A 16,617-nucleotide genomic window follows, 5' to 3' on the forward strand; every position below is an offset into this window, starting at 1 on the left:
GCATATACGCCTGTTCATTACACGGAGTGGGGAACTTGTTCTTCTCCTCCTCTTCCCCTTCCGTGTAGTCAAGCTTTTGACTTTCTTCTGCTTCGAATTATCACTATTGCGCCCGCGGCCGCTGCCCCTGCCGCTCCGATTCCGGGCGCCACGGTGTAGAGGTAAAAGTCGTTTGGCCCGGCCACGTTGAGTATGAACGTAAACGTCAGTGTCTGGCCGCTGTAGGCATTGTCCATGAGGTCGGCGTAAAGCACGTACTTGCCCGGCTCTGCAAAGGTGCGGTCGTACGCATAGTGGCCGTACGGAATCACTATTGGGCCGGCCGTTGCGACTTCAGCGCCATCCTTTACCAGCCTTATCTTTACCGGCACGTCCACCAGGTCGTCGCCGTTGACGCCGGAGATCCTCATCACCACCTTTGCAGGCACGCCGGATACAAGCTTGGCCGGCTCGGTGGCAACATCAAATTGATAGTTGCCTATGCGTTGCTTGTACATGGCGTTCTTTAGCGGGTCGGCAAAAGCCGGCTTGGCAACTATCAACATAAAGACGGCTGCAAGGGCTATTGCACAGGCAAGCGACTTTAGCAACAACAACAGCTATGCTAGAGCTCGTCCAACATTTCAACGTAATTGTCGACGACCTTGTCGGCAAAGGTCTGGCGGTACTTGGAAAGCACGTCGGCGATGAGCTCCTTGTTTGCAAGGCTGTACAGCTGGTACTCGCCATACCTGACGGACAGGATGCCGGCGTCCTTTAGCCGCTTTAGGTGCGCCGAAATGGTGGAAGGCGCCTTGCCCGTGTGCTCGACTATTTCTGCAAAAGTGCACATGTCCTGCGACAGCACAAACGACACTATCTCGCGTATTGGCTCGTGCCTGATGTAGCCCAGCACCTGCGACTCGCTTTCCGGCACGTTGACCGGATAGTAGCGGGTGATTCGCGCCTGCTGCCTATCCACCCTTATCACGCTTGCCCTTTCAAGCGCCGACAGATGATATGTCAGCACGCCGTTTGCAAAGCCGGTAGACCGCAAGAGTTCCCGGTAGCGGATGCCCGGCTCACGCTCGATAAGCTTCAAGAGGAGGTCCTGGGCGCTGACGGTTTCAGATAGTTCTTCCATATCCTATTTGTTCACCTTGAGCACTCCAAGCCCAAACAGGCTGAGCATTCCAAGCACGATTATGTGCGGGAATTCTATATCAAGATTTGGCATGTTCAGGAAGAACAAGAGCCCCGCTGCCTGGAACAGGTAAAACACTTCAGATACCCCAAGCGCGATGAACCCAAGCGTCATGTACAGTGTCCTTGCACCGCCAGCGCGCATGTACGCAGTCAGCGAGACGACGCTCAGAAACGTGGCTATCACGAGGCTTGCGATGTGCAGTATTATGTGGAAGAATATCGACGGGTGCAGGACGTGCGGGAGCACTAGAGGCGCAATGATGCCTACCACTATGGCTGCGGTGAGCCCAAATACCAGCGGCTTTGAAGCCGTCGCCTCCTGAACAGGCTGGTTGCTACCCGTCTGCATCCACCAATAAATTGGTGGTTCTGGCCTAATAAAGGGATTGGTACAAAACCAGAACTAGCTCAGGGCGGCAAGCGTCTTTTTCATCTGTATCCTGCTCTGCCTTGCATAGAATGCGCTCCCGCCGGCCACGGCTGCGGCAAGACCCATCGCAAGGGCCGCAAACGAGTCAAAGCTTGGCATAGGCATTTCTTTAGGGTTGTTATTGTTTTCCATTCCCGGCATCGTTGCCATTCCGGGCATCATTGTTGTCGTCGACCCGTTGCCAAGGTTTGCGACAAAGCTGTGGTTCAGGTCGTACGCGTTTATCCTCTGCGCTATAAAGTCTATCTTCCACTCGCCTGCCTGGCTCAAATAGCCTCCGGTGGCCGAATAAACACTGCCGTCGCCGGCTTTTTGCAGCGTGACTACCAGCGGCCCCACCCCGGCGTTCACGTTTGTAAACCGCAGCACCACGCTTGCAATGTTTTGCGGAGGCTTGCCGTCTCCTTCCAAGAGCGTGGCTGTAAACGTGTTGACGCCCGGCTGGAAGGGCGATATCTCCAGCGCGACATCCGTGCCGGCTATGTTCACTTGGTGCATAAAATGCTGGCCTGGCTGCTCCATGGCCGCCTGCATTGGAGGCGACGTTATCGTGAGAAACGACGCGGCAAGGAGCACGCCTATCCCGACAAGCGCCTCGGCCTTGATGGTCCGGCCAAAGCGCGCCGTGGCGGCATATTCTTGCTGGCGGCGGCCTGATCTTTTTGCAATCACGACCAGTTCCCGGTGCAGCCTCAGCTGGTGGTATGCGCCAAGGAGGACCATGGGGAGGGCGGCTGCAAGCTTTATCGCAAGGCTCGTCCCGTACGGCGTGGAAAAGAGCGAGTCCAGCATGTGCAGGTGGACCCATGCCATGTAGATCCCAGTCACGCCGATGACCCCAAGCGACGCGGTGGCCACAAGCGAAAAGGTTGGAAGCGCAGTCGCAAGCTGGCGCGGAGACTGCCGCGTCGCCGGCGCAAACACGGCTGCCAGGTAGAACAGGCCCCCGACCCACGCAGACACTGCCATAAAATGCGTCCAGTCAAGCGCGATCGCAAGCGCGGGCAGAAACGGCGCGGCAGAGTTGTGGCTCAGTATGCTGTTTGAGAACAGCGAGACCGCGCCTGCCGCAAGCGCGGCATACAATAGCAGCAGTTTGCTGCCATTTTTCTTCACCATGTAGGCAAAAATCGCGCCGGCCACTATTGCAGATGTTGCAAGCCGGATTAGCCACACGGCGCCGGCAGGCGAGGTTGCAACAAGCGACTGTACGGCCTGCCCAAGTGGAGCGCCAGCTGCCACGGCAAGGTTGCCGGCCTGCAAGAGCATGATTACGGTGGCAGACGCGGCCATGGCGCCTGCGCTTGCAAGCAGGATGATTGAAAACCTGCGAGACGGACGGCCTTCAAGCTTTTTCTGCAGGATCGCGTGTGCCATCGCCCCGCCGACTATTGCCGCCTGCGCCACCAGCAGAGGCCACTTGGCAAGCGCGTCTTCAGACGACGTGACGTACCGCGTCTCGCTTGGCGTCTGCTGCTGCGGCATTACCTCGTGGCCCACGCCAAAGACGTATGCGCCTTCCGTGATGTGCCCGTCGTCAAGTGACATCGTAAACCATGACACGGTGTAGATCCCGTCCTTGACCTTGTTCGTGTCGATTGTCACAGCGGCCTGCCTGCCGTTTTCGCCAATGACTGAAAAGTCGTTGTTGTCGACGCGCTGGTCCTGCGCGTCTGCGACTCGGATGTAGCTTACCTTTGGGTCCGGGCGCTCTGAAAAGGATATTGCAAGCTGTCGCGGAAGCTCGGACTTTTCATGGAACTGCGCGTTTGGCCCAATGGAATATTTCGCCGGCACCGCATGGCCAAACGCAGGCTCTACTGTAGGCAGCAGTAGCGCAAGAGCTGCCAGCGCAAAAATAACGAGGAAGGACAGGCGATGGCTCGACATGGCTCTTTTAGCACACGAAAAAAAGAGATGCGGCTTTACTTGCCCCGCCGCGCCACTGCCACTGCGCCTATCGCTATGCCCACTATGCCAAGGCCGACTCCTGCCCACGCCATCATCATGTTGCCACCGTCATTGTTGCTTGATGTTGCTGTAGTCGGCGCCTTGACGGATGCCACGTCGCTCTGGAGCTGCGTTATGGCCTTGCTCACGTCGTTGTTCTGCATGTACGGCTCGGGGAACCCTGCGTCAGTGCGCTGCTCAAAGCAACCATAGCCCCCAGTTACTCCCTTTCTCACTACGCCTTCTGACACCGTGACAGTCGAGTTGTTTGACTGCGCGCCAGCCTCACCTGCAGGCGTGCACGAGAACGTGAGGTTGACCGGCGTGTTGTTTATCGTCCCAAAAATGTGGTACGTGTACGTCGTCGCAATGGTAGGGTAGAATGGCGCGCTGTACTGGCCCGGCGAATTGAACACGGGCTCTAGTGGCATCTCTTTCTTTTTGTCTCCCGCCCCTATCTCGACTTTTAGCGTCTGCTCAAGGCCGGTGACAGGAGTCGCCCCCGCCGCGCGAGAGTTCATCGGGTCGCTCGGGTCTGCGTTGAGGACGCGAAGGTCAACTCCAGTCTTGTCGTCAACAAACGCCGGCTCGTTGAGCGAGCCTATTACTATCAAGTAGTCCTTGCCGCCTATCGTATAGAGCTGGCGCTGGTGCGCAAAGGCCGGTGCCGTAAAAGCGCCTGCCAAGAGAAGCGCGACCGCTACTGTCCCAGCTATAATTACTGCGAGTTTCATGGATGTATTGCGTGTTATAGAAAATTTAAGAAAAGTGGTACATCCGGCGAATGCACTATTATTTTAAAAAAGAAAAAAAGAAGTTAGTGCAGGTTTCTCATAGCCGTACGGACGTTGCGCTTCAAGTCCATCTCGCTCTTGGCGTACATCAGTGCGCTTATCACGATGCCGGCGGCTATTGCAGGTCCTGCCAGGTCGGCAAGCGAAAAGCCGATGTTGGTTACGGGGCTTTTTGCTTCTTCAGGCGTGCCGTTGTTGCCAGGCTGCGGCGCCGGCGAAGATGGCTTGGCAGTTATCGTGATGCTTCCAAGCGCAGATCCTTGCTGCTCTGCAAACCAGATCTTGCCCTTGTCGTCAGCGACTAGGTATTGGACGAATGAACCAGAGGTCGGTATCTTGGCCTCGGTGCTTGCGCCGGTCCTTGGATCGAATACTGCAACCCGGTCTATCGTGTGCTGGGCGACCCATATGTTGCCATAGCTGTCAGCCGCCATTCCAAAGGGCAGGCCGGCGCTGTTCAGGGCAGGATACTCGTGGAACGTCTCAAAGAGCGGGTTGAACGCTGTGACAGTGTGACCTTCATGCTCGGTGATATAGAGGTCGTGGCCGTTTGGATCAGGGAATATGGAAGTAGGCACCACGAGCTTGTTTGAGCCTTTTGGTGCGTATTCTGTGATGTTGCCGGTGGCAGGGTCTATCATGGCGATCTTGCCAACCGCGGATTCAGGCATCCAGAGTTTGCCGTCACGGTCAACGGTAATGTTTACAGGCCCTGACTGAGGTGTCGGTATGTTAAATGCAGTGAATTTGCCGGATGCAGGCTCGAACTTGAATACCTTGTTCGACTCTGTTACGGGCATCCACACATTTCCATCGTTGTCGATTGCAAGTCCGGCTATTATGCCCTTTTCTGGCAGGGGGAAATTGCGGTTCGTCTTTGTATCAGGATCGTACTGTCCAAGAAGATACTTGGTAGGGTCTATGTACCATATCTTGCCATCGCTTCCAAGCCTTACTATCGATGCAATATTGACCCCGCCGGTCAAGTTGTGCACAGTATATTTGCCGGTCGCTATATCGAACTGCCATATCCTTCCAGAGCCAATTGTTTGGTCGCCGGCCCATATCGACTGGCGTTTTGCATCAAATATGGGGAACAAGGGTTTGCTACTTTCTGGCGTCTTGTACTCCTTGACCTCAAAGCCAAGGCTGGATATCGCTGGCCTGACGGGGATGTCAAGGCTTGCCACGATGTTTGACGAAGAGGAGCGCACGCCTTCCACCTGTATCGACCACATGCCAGGCAGGCTGAACGCCGCGTCTCCGACGAACGTGCCGTCCTGCTGGCGCGTAGCGTTGATGTTTATCGGGCCTATTCCCTTTTCAACCTGCGTCAGCTTTATAGTTGCAGCATTTACGTCCGTCGCCGGCTTGCCGTCGCTTCCAGAGAACGCAAGCGTAAACCTGTTCTGGCCCACCGCAAACGGGTCTATACCGAGGTTTACACTGCCGGAAGGAGCGTACAGCGTCTGGGTGAATTTTGTAGATGCCGCTGCTGCCGTTTGTTGCTGCGAAGTAGCTGCAAACGCCGCCTGCTGGTCCACTGGCTGCTTGCCGTACTGGGGGAACTCGCCAGCGGGAAGCGAGCTGTTGGCCATTATCGACACCATGAGGAGCAGCGCTATTCCGACTCCGGCCTCTGCCTTCAGGCTCTTGGCAAAGCGACCGTAGCCGTTTGACTGGACGGAAGAGCCCCCGACCATTGCGACCATCGCCTTTTTCTGTATGACAAACTGCGAGTACCCGCCCATTGCGACCATCACGCCGGCAAGCGCCAGCTTGATCGCAAGGACCTTGCCGTACGTGGATGCAAGCGTCAATGAAAGGTCGCTCTCGATGAGGAACAGCAGGAGGGGCCCGGTTATGATAGAGATGCCAAGTATCGTGACTACTATGGTTGAAAAGCGCGGTATCAGGATGGAAACTGCCGCAGCCCTTGCGCGCTCGTCGGCCATCGCAAGGATTTTTGGCACCGCCACAAAGCCCATCAGTATCAGGCCGCCTATCCAGATGCTGGCCGCCGTGTTGTGGAAAAAGTCAAGCAGGATGGCAGCTATCTGTCCGGTGGCCGCGCCGTGCGCTATCAGGCTTGATGTCACGAGCACCGCAAGGCCCATTACGAGTATTGCAAGCATCTCGGCCTTGGTTGGAAGCCCGCCGGTCCTGGCCAGCTTGCGGTACACAAACACCGTAATTATCATGAGAATTGACGACTCGATCATGCGCGTAGTCCATACGTTGCCAAACTTGGTCGCTATCGCCTGGGCTATCCCCGCGTTGATGTCGATTGCCTGCACGGCTATCATGGCAAAGTTTGAGCCAATCACGATTGCCGCGCCGATTATGATGAGTTTTACCATCTTGCGGTCGATTGCGGCGCGTTGAGAGGATATTGCGCTTGCAAGCCACGGCACGCGAGAAAGCGGCCTCCACAGCCACAGCGAGCCAAACGCTGCGCCGACTACGATAACCTGGCCTACCATGCCGGGGAACCTTGACGCTGACTCTAGCGGAGACAGGACCTGCGAAGGTGCTGCCGTAGGGCCCACGGAAGGCGTGACTGCGGTTCCAATCCCAAACGTAAATGCGCCTTCTACCACGTGGCCGTCAACTGCAGAAAGCACCCTCGTGGTGACGGTATAGACGCCGTCAGGCAGGTTTGGCTGCAGAGATACTCCGAGGCTCGCAGTATCGCCGTTCACAAGGTGCGGGTCGTTCTTGTCAACTCGTGATCCGTCGGGTCCAAGCACGGATATCGTGCTGTACGAAAGCTCTATCGGCTCTGTGAACGAGACTGTCACTTCAGGTGGTGAGGAAGACAGGCTCTGAAACGGCTTTGGGGAAGAGCTTACAGTTATCGGGTGGGCAAAGGACTGCTGCGGCGGCATGATTGCAAAGGCAAGCGTCACCGCCAGTAAGGAAGCGGCAAGAACGTACAGCAGCGATGGCCGAACAGACAAGGCAATTGTAATAAGTGCCGGACCATATTTGACTCTTGCTTACTTTATGGTACAAACCCCGAACAATCATCAAAGATTATAAGCACTGCTGGATAATTTTTCTATGATGCTGATGAAAAAAGCCGCCCTTGTTCTAACACTTGCAATCCCGATCTTGCTTGCCGCAACGCTTTCTTCTTTTTCTTTTGCCCGCCCTGCGTACGCCCACACTGCAACCAAAGCAGGCGATATCAACATGGAGGTAGGCTGGGGAACAGAGCCGCCGCTTCTTGGCCAGATGAACACCATCACGGTTGAGGTGACCAAGATCTCTGACGGCAAGCCTGTGGCAAACGCGTTTGCAAACGCAAAGGTGACAGTGACAAAGGGCGGCGACAGCAAGGACCTTGAAGTCCTTCCAGGAGAGGCGGCCGGCCTCTATGTTGCGCAGATAATCCCGACGCAGCTCGGCCAGATGACGGTCAAGATAACCGGCACCATTTCCGGCCAGCAGGTAAACAATCAGGTCAACATTGAAGATGTCGAGGACACCAAGACGCTCAACTTCCCGGCATCAAGCGGCGACCCGAACCAGAGCATCCCGCAGGACTTTGTCAACCAGATCCGCACAACCCTGTCCGACGTGAGCGGACAAGTTGATGCTGCCAAGACATCTGCGCAAAATGCAACCGACGCTGCCCAAAAGGCTGCACAGGACATTGGAACAATAAAATCTGAAGCCGACAGGGCTTACCTGGTCGGCATGGCAGGAATTGGAGTAGGGGTCGCAGGCATTGCCATTGCAGCCCGCGCCCTTTCTCGCAAGGCCTAGGCCTCCTTTTTCATTTTCTTTATCCTTGCGACGACTACTGCTCCTCCCATAGTTACTGCAGCAACTGCGGCCAGCGCGCCTGCTGGAAACTCTGGAACCACATTGATGGAAAGGTCAGTGTGCTCTGGTGTTATAGGCACAGGAGGCAGGCCGAGGCCAAGAAGCTCAACCCTCACGGTATACTGACCGTTTGATGGAAACTTGTACGGCACAGAAAGCTTTCCTTCCACGTTGTGCAGCACCGGCTGGTTGACCTGCTTTGAAGCGCGGAATATCTCGTTTCCGTTCTGGAGTACTACGACATCATAGTCCTGATGCTGGTGAAGAGTTGTGGTGCCGGGATTGTAAAAGCTCACATTCAGTTTGGCGTTTGCACCATCTGACCATTCAGGCTGAATAGCGATGTCAAGGCTTTTTTTGCCACCAGCGGCTGGCGCTCCTGTCTGCGCGTGTGCAGCAGGAATCACCGCAAACCCGGCGGCCAGGATTGCGGCAAGTGCGACGGAAAGGTATAGCGTTGTAGACACCATATTGCACCTAATGCCCCGGCCAAGGTAATAAATTATAGCCCCTTTTGGAACCTTGCGCGGAAAATCGTCGATACAAGCGCGATGCCGGCGGCAGCGGCTAGTATTATCATGGCAGGCGCAAACTCGGGTGTTACCGTCACGTCAAAATTGGCCCCCTCGCCAAGTCCGTCGATGTTTGCAATCTTGATCGTGTACGGCCCCTGTGCAGAAAATTCTACGGTCTGCGTACTTGCAGCGGCTGCTGCTTCAGAAGTCTGCGAGTGCCGGTGCACCACTTCCTGTCCGCTTGCCGACGAGACTATGATAAAATCGTAGGCGACGTCTTCCAGCTCTCTGCCGGTTTCAGGCTCGATGAATCGTATTTTGAAGGTGTTGTCTGTGCCAATGTCTGCCGGCGTCCATTCAATCTTTACCAGAAACGTCCCCTGATCGCTTGTAGATTCCAGCATCACCGGATTCGCGTTACCGGCGGCTTGTGCGAAGGCAGGAGGAGGTTGCAAGAAAAAAGGCAAAGCGAGCAATAGTGCTGCCGCAGCAAAATGCACTAACACGGACGACATTGTGTTTGTCTGCCAGTTCTAATAAAGAGTGTGGTGTTTGAAAAAGAAAAGGAAAAGGGAGGAGGTCTTATAGCCTAAATCCAAAGGCCTGTCCCTTAAAGCGCGCGACGCCTATCACTGCCACAAGCGACACTGCAAGTACCAGCGCTGCAATCACGCCAAACTCTGGCACGACCATGGTTCCAGTGATGTCAACCGATGTAGCGCCGGTCGGTGCTGTGAACTTGATCGTCGTCGAGTCTGTCGAGTTTGTTGACGTAAATTGCACGGTCTGGCCGTTTGCGGTGACACTCTGTATGCCACTTATCATGGCTTTTGGCAGCGTCAGTTCCATTTCGCCGGCTTTGTCAAAAGCCACGTTGACCGACTTGCCCGCGGTGATAGTTGCAGTAGTCACCTTGGAAGTTGCAGACTTGCTGGTCACTGTGTAGCTCTTGCCGTCAAGCTGAGCTGTGGCCGTTCCTTGCTGCATGGTTGCGTTTCCGCCGCCAGTAGCGTTGCCACCAGTAGTAGTGTTACCACCAGTAGTAGCGCCGCCTCCGCTGCCTGCCGCTGCTACCTTGAGATCGCCGACCATTGCAGGGTGGAGCGAGCAAAAGTATGGATAGTCTCCTGCCTCCGTGGCCTTCCATTCAAAAGTCTTGCTTGGAGGTATGAGCACGGGGCTTCCGTCTTCCTTGAGGCCGAACTTTTTGTCGGCGGTGCCTCCGGTGCCAGAGTTCACAGTGTGCAGAGCGCCATCCTTGTTGGTCCATATCACGGTATCGCCCACATTAGCCTGCGCCGGGTTTGGAGAAAATGCGTCGTTTGTCTTTGTCGACGCTCCCGGCACGATGGTGATGTTGACAGTGGCTGCAAAGGCGGCCTGGCTAGGGATAGCCAATACGGCCGCCAGAATAGCCGTCATGCCTACGGCTAGTGCTATCTTTGCGTTCATTGATAATTGCGAGTGCGATGGGGTTAAAAGACTTTTGGATTACTGCTCTGTAGGCAGACCCCAAGTATAAGGCAGGTTTTTAACGCACGCGCCGTTTTATTGGAGATACCGTGCGCATAGTCTCGTTTCTGCCAAGCGCCACAGAGACGCTGTACGAGCTTGGTCTCGGACATCACATAGTCGGCGTGACTCACGAGTGCAAGCACCCGCCTGCCGCGCGGAAAAAGCCGCAGGTCATACGCCCGTCTTTTGATCCTGCCAGCATGTCTGGAAAAGAAATTGACAGCAAGATAGTCGAGCTTGTGCGGTCGGGAGGCGACATTTACATAGTTGACGAAAAGGCGCTAAAAGAAGCCGACCCGGAGCTTATCGTGGCTCAGGGGCTCTGCGAGGTCTGCTCTCCCTTTACAAAAGAGATAGGAAGGGCGGTAAGCATCCTTGGCGGCAGGCCCGACGTGCTGGTGCTTGACCCGCACGACCTTGACGACGTGCGGGTAAGCATCATGGACGTGGCAGAAAAGGTCGGCAGGGTAAAGGAGGGCCGCAGGCTGGTGTCGTCGCTTCAAAGGCGCATCGACGCAGTGCGCGCATTGAAAATAAAAAACAGGCCAAAGGTGGCGTGCATAGAGTGGGTCGACCCGCCGTTCACCGCCGGTCACTGGGTTCCGCAGATGGTCGAGTACGCAGGCGGCACAAACGGCTTGAGCGCTGCAGGCGAGCAGTCGCGCAGAACAGATTTGGAAGAGATTTCAAAATTCGACCCCGACATCATTGTCATGATGCCGTGCGGCTTTGGAGTAAAGAGGACGCTTGAAGAAATGAAGGTCCTCAAGGGAAATGCAAAGTGGGAGTCGCTTCGCGCGGTGAAACAAAAGAACGTCTATGCGGTGGAATCGGGCGCGTATTTCAGCAAGCCCAGCCCGCGAACCGTCGTCGGCCTGGAGATACTTGCCAAGATAATCCACCCCGAAGCTGCGAGAAAGATAAAGGTGCCAAAGGGCAGTTACAAAAAAGTAGTAAAGTAGAGAAAGTTATTGGGTCAGCGAGACTTCGATGTAGACGTCGTCAGGGATTTTCAGGCGCATAAGCTGCCTTATTGCCCTGTCGTCGGCGCCCACGTCGATTACCCGCCTGTGGATGCGAAGCTCGTACTTGTCGTACGTGTTCGTTCCCTGGCCGCACGGCGACTTTCTCGTCACCACCTTCATGCGCTTGGTCGGCAAGGGGTGGGGCCCGCGCAGCTTGATGCCGCTCTTTTCCCCGATGCCCTTGATCTCGGTGCACACGCCTTCAAGCGTGGTGAGGTTCGTGCTTGTCAGTTTGATTCTTGCTGCCTGTGGCATTGAGATTCACTTACTTTTTGTTCGGGTCGTACTTTTCGGTGATGTTCAGGACGACGCCTGCGGCGATGGTTGTTCCCATGTCGCGGAGCGCAAACCTGCCGATCTCCGGAAAGTCCTTGAACGTCTCGATTGCAAGCGGCCTGACTGGCTTTATCTTGACGATTGCCGCGTCACCCGTCTTTAGGAACTTGGGGTTCTCCTCTGTCGTTGCACCGGTCCTTGGGTCAATCTTGCTCACAAAGTGGGAGATTGTCGCCGCGACCTGCGCAGTGTGCGCGTGAAGCACCGGCGTGTAGCCCGGAGCGATTGCGGTCGGGTGCGAGATGACGATGATGCGTGCCTCAAATTCCTTTGCGACTGCCGGCGGGTTGTCTGACGGGCCGATAATGTCGCCGCGCTTGATCTGCTTCTTGTCGACGCCTCGGAGGTTAAAGCCGACGTTGTCGCCTGCCTCTGCCGACTCGAGCACTGTGTGGTGAGTCTCGATGGACTTGATTTCACCGACGGCGCCTGATGGCATGACTACGACCTTGTCGTTTGGCCTCATCTTGCCTGTCTCCACCCTGCCTACCGGCACGGTGCCGACGCCTGTGATTGTGTAAACGTCCTGTATTGGAACCCTGAGTGGCTTGCCGATTGGCTTCTCTGGCGGCTCGAACGCGTCAAGTGCCTCCGCAAGGGTCGGGCCCTTGTACCACGGCATGTTCTCGCTCTTCTTGACAAGATTATCGCCCTTCCAGCCGGACACCGGCACAAAGTTGACCTTGGCTATGTTAAAGCCGACAGACTTTAGCATCTTCTCTACGTTGTCCCGGACTTCCTTGTAGCGTGCCTCCTGGTAGCCGACATCGTCCATCTTGTTCAATGCGACTACAATCTGGCCGACGCCGAGCGTCTTGGCAAGGAACGCGTGCTCCCTGCCCTGTCCTCCCGGCTCGATGGATGCCTCTGTCTCACCCGGCTTGACCGAGATGACGAGGATGGCCGCGTCAGCCTCTGACGCGCCCGTGATCATGTTCTTGATAAAGTCCTTGTGACCCGGAGCGTCAATCAGCGTGAAAAAGTATTTTCCGGTCTCGAATTTCTGGAAAGCAAGGTCGATGGTGATACCTCTTTCGCGTTCGTCCTTGATAGAGTCCATGACCCATGCGTACTTGAAAGTGTCACCCTTGCCGGTTGCCTCGGATTCTTTTGCATATGCATCAATAGTTCTCTGGTCAATTGCACCGAGATCGACGAGCAAGTGACCGACAGTAGTAGATTTACCATTATCGACGTGGCCTGTAACCACAATGTTCAGGTGTGGCTTTTTGCTAGCGCTCATAGGGCAAGAACGCTTCATGGGCTTTATTTATATTTCGCCTGCGATTCTTGCGATTTCTTGTACGCCTCACTCGCAAATTTTTTGCAGCCCATGCATGTGCGAGAGGCTTGATGTGCAAAATGTTCATTTGAACAGGAGAGAATTATCGGAAGAGTTTTAAGCCAAGAACCGCGACTTTTTTCTTCAGACATGCGGATCACGATCAGCGCAATCAAGGCAGACATTGGAGGCATTGGCGGCCACACCCGCCCAAGCGACGAGCTCGTTGACGCGGTAAAGAACTTTGTAGCCAAGAACTCAAAGGGGATGCTTATCGATCATTACATCGGCTATAGCGGCGACGACATTCACATCATAATGACGCACACGCTTGGAGTCGACAATGAAAAAATCCACAAGCTGGCGTGGGACGCGTTTACAGAGGGCACAAAGGTGGCCAAGGAGCAGGGGCTGTACGGCGCAGGCCAAGATCTATTGAAGGACTCGTTCTCTGGCAACGTCAAGGGCATGGGCCCGGGGGTAGCAGAGATTGAAATGGAGGAACGCCCAAGCGAGGTGTTTTGCATTTTTGCAGCCGACAAGACAGAGCCGGGCGCATACAACTTTCCGCTTTGGAGGATGTTTGTCGACGCAAGGAGCAACACCGGGCTTTTGATAAACGAGCGCCTTGCAGAGGGCGTCGTATTTCGGATAATGGACGTCATGTCCGGCAAGGTCGCCGATCTAAAGATGTGGCAGGACAAGGCAGAGCTTGAGGCGGCCCTGATGTATCCCGGCAGGTACGTGGTTTCCGCGGTGTTTTCAGCAGACATGTCTGAGCAGATAGTGTCCGCGTCCACGGACCGCCTGCACAACATCGCCGGCACGTACGTCGGCAAGGACGACCCGATCATGATAGTAAGGACGCAGAAGAACTTTCCGGCGACCGAAGAGGCGGGAAGCGCGTTTAACGACCCGCACTATGTGGCAGGCAACACGAGGGGGAGCCACCACATGCCACTGCAGCCAGTAAAACTCAATTCGCCGGCAAGCCTCAACTACTCCATACCCATCGTATCATGCCTGCTTTTCAGTATGCACAACGGCAAGCTGACCGGCCCGCACGATGGCTTTGGCACTGCAGACTGGGACCTCCAGCGCATGTGGGCGGCAGAGCGCGCCATGATAATGCGCAACCAGGGCTTTATCCATCCTGCAACTCTCATCCCAGAAGAGCTAGAGTACAACAAGGGCTACCAGGCGCGCATGAGCAAGCTGGAATCCAAGTTCCGCGACCTCGACGCGCAGAAGAAGGGCAAAGCTGGCAAGCGTTGAACCGGCCTTTCATCATCAATTTCAAGAATTATGGCGAGGCGTCTTCGGCAGAAAAGACGCTCGAGCTTGCAATGGCGGCGCAGGACGTTGCAAAAAGACTGGGAGTCGAGGTGGTGGTTGCGCCCCCGCAGCCGGCGCTTGCGCTCGTCTGCAAAAGCGTTGACATTCCCGTAGTAAGCCAGCACATCGACGACGCGCAGCAAGGCTCGACTACCGGGTTTTTCGTGCCAGAGATCGCAAAATTGTACGGCGCGTCAGGCTCTTTGATAAACCACAGCGAGCACAGGATCGGCGTTGATATTATCGCAAGCTTGGTAAAGAGGCTGCGCTCGCTGCAGATGACGTCAATAGTGTGCGCCCGCACGCCTGACGAGGTGGCAGCGATATCGAAAATGGAGCCGGACTTTATCGCAATCGAGCCTCCAGAGCTCATAGGCTCTGGCAGGGCAGTGTCAAAGGAAAACCCGGCCATCATAACAGATTCGATAAAGGCTGCAGGCGGCAGGTCAAAGGTGATCTGCGGCGCAGGCATCACCGATGAAAGCGACGTGGCAAAGGCAGTCGAGCTTGGCTCGTACGGCGTGCTGGTCGCTTCTGGCATAATCAAAGCCAAGTCGTGGCCTGACAAGATAGCCGAGCTTGCGCAGGGCATGAAGAAAATATCGTAATAATAATAGAAGATACGCAGAGTAAAGAGATTCTGTAAAGATCTGGAAAATTTCTTAAATATTCAGTCTTGCTGAAGTGCGCACAGATATGGTCGACGAGGCAAAGTTGAACGAGTTTATCGGCAAGGTGGTAAGCGACATGGGAGGAGGGGCAGGAGTACTCCTCGCATTTGTCGGCGACAGACTGGGACTGTACAGGGCGATGGCAGGTGCGGGCTCTATTACTGCAGACGCGCTTGCACAAAAAACAGGCACCAACCCGCGCATGATAAGAGAGTGGCTTGCAAGCCAGGCTGCAGGCGGGTACGTGTCGTACGACGCCAAAACAGGTGAGTACATGCTGCCGGAGGAGCAGGCGATGGCGCTTGCGCAGGAAGGAGGCCCGGCGTTCATGCAGGGCGGCTTTCAGATATTGGTGTCGCTTTTCAAGGACGAGCAAAAGATAATCGAGGCGGTAAGGACCGGAAGGGGGCTTTCGTGGGGCGACCACGACAAGTGCCTGTTTGAAGGCACCGAGCGCTTTTTCAGGCCGGCGTACAACGCAAACCTCATCAGGAACTGGATACCGGCACTTGACGGCGTGGAGGCCAAGCTGGTAAAGGGCGCCAAGATGGCAGACGTCGGCTGCGGCCATGGCGCATCGACGATACTTTTGGCCAAGGCGTACCCAAACTCCAAGTTCTACGGGTTTGACTACCACGAGCCTTCCATTGAATGGGCAAAAAAGCAGGCAGAAAAAGAAGGGGTTGCAGACAGGGTGACATTCCAAGTGGCCAAGTCCACAGACTTTGCTGGCGACGACTATGACGTTGTTGCGTTCTTTGACTGCCTGCACGACATGGCCGACCCATATGGCGCGGCGGCCCACACGTACAGGGCGCTCAAGAAAAAGGACGGCACGATGTTCATAGTCGAGCCGTACGCCGAAGACAGGCTGGAGGACAACCTCAACCCGCTTGGGAGGCTGTTCTACTCTGCTTCGACTACCGTATGCGTGCCGGCGTCACTTGCGCAGGGCGGGCCGGGGCTTGGCGCGCAGGCAGGCGAGAAAAGGATACGCGAGGTAGTCGAAAAGGGCGGCTTTACCAGATTCAGGCGCGCCATGAAAAGCCCAGTGAACCTTGTGTACGAGGCTAGACCCTAGGCCTCGGCAGGTTCCAGTTGTACTTCATCGCAAACATGCGAAGCCCCGTTACAAGCGCGATGCACGGTATGGCCGCGACGTTGACGTCGACTCCGGCGGCAAGCATCCCAAAAAACACGACCACGCCGGCAAAGCTTGCAGACGCGTACAGCTCTTTGACAAACACTATCGGCACTTCATTGACAAAAACGTCGCGCAGTATCCCGCCCCCGATTGCGGTCACTATGCCTGCAAACGCCATCGCAAGGAAATTCATCCCAAACACGCTGTAGGCAAACGACGCGCCGATTATGGTAAAGACGCCAAGGCCTACTGCGTCAAATTTCAGGATAAGCCCCTCGTAGTGCTTGAACGACCTGTAGAGGAAAAAGATCGCAACTGCCATCCCTATCGTTATTATAACATAGAACGGGTTTGCTATGGCGACGGGCGGTATCCTGCCAAATATCACGTCCCGGAGCACGCCGCCTGCAACGCCGGTTATCGTGGCAAGTATGATGATTCCGACGATGTCGGACTTATGCTCGACTGCCTTGAACGCGCCGGTGGCTGCGAACGCGGCAGTCCCAAAGAGGTCTAGGAACTGGATGAGCGTGGAAACGGAAAGGCCGGGGTCCGCCAAGGCCGGCTAGCTCTGGTTAGGCATTGATTTGAAACTATCGGTGTG

General features: G+C 55.6%; 17 protein-coding genes. 5 read left to right on the forward strand and 12 right to left on the reverse strand.

The annotated features are described in order from the left end of the window. Positions 1 to 68: 68 nt before the first annotated feature. The 6 genes from NTE_RS12860 to NTE_RS12885 all read right to left on the reverse strand — a co-directional run bounded on the left by NTE_RS12860 (position 69) and on the right by NTE_RS12885 (position 7,319). A complete protein-coding gene (locus tag NTE_RS12860; RefSeq protein WP_148701380.1) occupies positions 69 to 596 on the reverse strand; it encodes a hypothetical protein in 528 nt (175 codons plus the stop codon). Between the two features lie 8 nt (positions 597 to 604). Then, the gene (locus NTE_RS12865; protein ID WP_148701381.1) at positions 605 to 1,123 is read right to left on the reverse strand and encodes a winged helix-turn-helix transcriptional regulator; all 519 of its coding nucleotides are present in this window, start codon (positions 1,121 to 1,123) and stop codon (positions 605 to 607) included. Between the two features lie 3 nt (positions 1,124 to 1,126). Continuing rightward, positions 1,127 to 1,534, reverse strand: a complete 408-nt coding sequence (locus NTE_RS12870; RefSeq protein ID WP_148701382.1) for a hypothetical protein — start codon at positions 1,532 to 1,534, stop codon at positions 1,127 to 1,129. A gap of 54 nt (positions 1,535 to 1,588) precedes the next feature. Further along, positions 1,589 to 3,505 carry a copper resistance CopC/CopD family protein gene (locus NTE_RS12875; protein WP_148701383.1) on the reverse strand — a complete coding sequence of 639 codons (1,917 nt, stop codon included), beginning with the start codon at positions 3,503 to 3,505 and terminating at the stop codon, positions 1,589 to 1,591. 35 nt (positions 3,506 to 3,540) lie between these two features. Continuing rightward, on the reverse strand, positions 3,541 to 4,299 hold the full coding sequence (locus NTE_RS12880) for a hypothetical protein (protein WP_148701384.1): 759 nt from the start codon (positions 4,297 to 4,299) through the stop codon (positions 3,541 to 3,543). A gap of 83 nt (positions 4,300 to 4,382) precedes the next feature. Then, on the reverse strand, positions 4,383 to 7,319 hold the full coding sequence (locus tag NTE_RS12885) for a copper resistance CopC/CopD family protein (protein ID WP_148701385.1): 2,937 nt from the start codon (positions 7,317 to 7,319) through the stop codon (positions 4,383 to 4,385). 103 nt (positions 7,320 to 7,422) lie between these two features. On the opposite strand from NTE_RS12885, the gene NTE_RS12890 reads away from it, so the two are divergent. Further along, positions 7,423 to 8,130 carry a hypothetical protein gene (locus NTE_RS12890; protein WP_148701386.1) on the forward strand — a complete coding sequence of 236 codons (708 nt, stop codon included), beginning with the start codon at positions 7,423 to 7,425 and terminating at the stop codon, positions 8,128 to 8,130. Here NTE_RS12890 and NTE_RS12895 read toward each other — a convergent pair. The 3 genes from NTE_RS12895 to NTE_RS12905 all read right to left on the reverse strand — a co-directional run bounded on the left by NTE_RS12895 (position 8,127) and on the right by NTE_RS12905 (position 10,157). Beyond that, entirely contained in the window at positions 8,127 to 8,660 is a 534-nt protein-coding gene (locus tag NTE_RS12895) for a hypothetical protein (protein ID WP_148701387.1), read from the reverse strand. The genes NTE_RS12890 and NTE_RS12895 overlap by 4 nt on opposite strands. Before the next feature lie 32 nt (positions 8,661 to 8,692). Continuing rightward, positions 8,693 to 9,112: a hypothetical protein gene (locus NTE_RS12900; RefSeq protein WP_148701388.1), complete on the reverse strand. Its 420-nt coding sequence runs from the start codon at positions 9,110 to 9,112 to the stop codon at positions 8,693 to 8,695. Positions 9,113 to 9,287: 175 nt separating this feature from the next. Then, positions 9,288 to 10,157: a plastocyanin/azurin family copper-binding protein gene (locus tag NTE_RS12905; RefSeq protein ID WP_148702171.1), complete on the reverse strand. Its 870-nt coding sequence runs from the start codon at positions 10,155 to 10,157 to the stop codon at positions 9,288 to 9,290. A gap of 110 nt (positions 10,158 to 10,267) precedes the next feature. Here NTE_RS12905 and NTE_RS12910 point away from each other — a divergent pair, with 110 nt between their 5' ends. Then, positions 10,268 to 11,182: a cobalamin-binding protein gene (locus tag NTE_RS12910; protein WP_148701389.1), complete on the forward strand. Its 915-nt coding sequence runs from the start codon at positions 10,268 to 10,270 to the stop codon at positions 11,180 to 11,182. A gap of 6 nt (positions 11,183 to 11,188) precedes the next feature. On the opposite strand, the gene rpsJ is transcribed toward NTE_RS12910, so the two are convergent. Together rpsJ and tuf are read right to left on the reverse strand one after the other, a co-directional pair. Beyond that, positions 11,189 to 11,500 carry a 30S ribosomal protein S10 gene (rpsJ, locus tag NTE_RS12915; protein ID WP_075054640.1) on the reverse strand — a complete coding sequence of 104 codons (312 nt, stop codon included), beginning with the start codon at positions 11,498 to 11,500 and terminating at the stop codon, positions 11,189 to 11,191. A gap of 10 nt (positions 11,501 to 11,510) precedes the next feature. Further along, positions 11,511 to 12,824, reverse strand: coding sequence for a translation elongation factor EF-1 subunit alpha (gene tuf, locus NTE_RS12920; protein WP_148701390.1), 1,314 nt, complete (start codon positions 12,822 to 12,824; stop codon positions 11,511 to 11,513). A gap of 189 nt (positions 12,825 to 13,013) precedes the next feature. On the opposite strand from tuf, the gene fbp reads away from it, so the two are divergent. The 3 genes from fbp (at position 13,014) to NTE_RS12935 (ending at position 15,950) form a co-directional block, all read left to right on the forward strand. Beyond that, positions 13,014 to 14,138, forward strand: coding sequence for a fructose-1,6-bisphosphate aldolase/phosphatase (gene fbp, locus NTE_RS12925; protein ID WP_148701391.1), 1,125 nt, complete (start codon positions 13,014 to 13,016; stop codon positions 14,136 to 14,138). Next, positions 14,135 to 14,806, forward strand: coding sequence for a triose-phosphate isomerase (tpiA, locus tag NTE_RS12930; protein WP_148701392.1), 672 nt, complete (start codon positions 14,135 to 14,137; stop codon positions 14,804 to 14,806). The genes fbp and tpiA overlap by 4 nt, the downstream gene beginning before the upstream one ends. A gap of 88 nt (positions 14,807 to 14,894) precedes the next feature. Continuing rightward, positions 14,895 to 15,950 (forward strand): class I SAM-dependent methyltransferase, encoded by a 1,056-nt coding sequence (locus NTE_RS12935; protein ID WP_148701393.1) that lies wholly within the window; start codon positions 14,895 to 14,897, stop codon positions 15,948 to 15,950. Here NTE_RS12935 and NTE_RS12940 read toward each other — a convergent pair. Then, entirely contained in the window at positions 15,940 to 16,572 is a 633-nt protein-coding gene (locus tag NTE_RS12940) for a trimeric intracellular cation channel family protein (protein WP_148701394.1), read from the reverse strand. The two genes, NTE_RS12935 and NTE_RS12940, sit on opposite strands and share 11 nt — an antisense overlap. Positions 16,573 to 16,617 lie beyond the last annotated feature (45 nt).

Source organism: Candidatus Nitrososphaera evergladensis SR1 (genome assembly GCF_000730285.1).
Classification (GTDB): Archaea; Thermoproteota; Nitrososphaeria; order Nitrososphaerales; family Nitrososphaeraceae; genus Nitrososphaera; species Nitrososphaera evergladensis.

What these genes read in the sequence shown, in the direction of transcription:
- NTE_RS12870 (WP_148701382.1), bottom strand. Translation starts at nt 1,534, where the DNA reads ATGCAGACGGGTAGCAACCAGCCTGTTCAGGAGGCGACGGCTTCAAAG.
- fbp (WP_148701391.1), top strand. Translation starts at nt 13,014, where the DNA reads ATGCGGATCACGATCAGCGCAATCAAGGCAGACATTGGAGGCATTGGC.
- tuf (WP_148701390.1), bottom strand. Translation starts at nt 12,824, where the DNA reads ATGAGCGCTAGCAAAAAGCCACACCTGAACATTGTGGTTACAGGCCAC.
- NTE_RS12875 (WP_148701383.1), bottom strand. Translation starts at nt 3,505, where the DNA reads ATGTCGAGCCATCGCCTGTCCTTCCTCGTTATTTTTGCGCTGGCAGCT.
- NTE_RS12895 (WP_148701387.1), bottom strand. Translation starts at nt 8,660, where the DNA reads ATGGTGTCTACAACGCTATACCTTTCCGTCGCACTTGCCGCAATCCTG.
- rpsJ (WP_075054640.1), bottom strand. Translation starts at nt 11,500, where the DNA reads ATGCCACAGGCAGCAAGAATCAAACTGACAAGCACGAACCTCACCACG.
- NTE_RS12890 (WP_148701386.1), top strand. Translation starts at nt 7,423, where the DNA reads ATGATGCTGATGAAAAAAGCCGCCCTTGTTCTAACACTTGCAATCCCG.
- NTE_RS12935 (WP_148701393.1), top strand. Translation starts at nt 14,895, where the DNA reads ATGGTCGACGAGGCAAAGTTGAACGAGTTTATCGGCAAGGTGGTAAGC.
- NTE_RS12905 (WP_148702171.1), bottom strand. Translation starts at nt 10,157, where the DNA reads ATGAACGCAAAGATAGCACTAGCCGTAGGCATGACGGCTATTCTGGCG.
- NTE_RS12865 (WP_148701381.1), bottom strand. Translation starts at nt 1,123, where the DNA reads ATGGAAGAACTATCTGAAACCGTCAGCGCCCAGGACCTCCTCTTGAAG.
- NTE_RS12880 (WP_148701384.1), bottom strand. Translation starts at nt 4,299, where the DNA reads ATGAAACTCGCAGTAATTATAGCTGGGACAGTAGCGGTCGCGCTTCTC.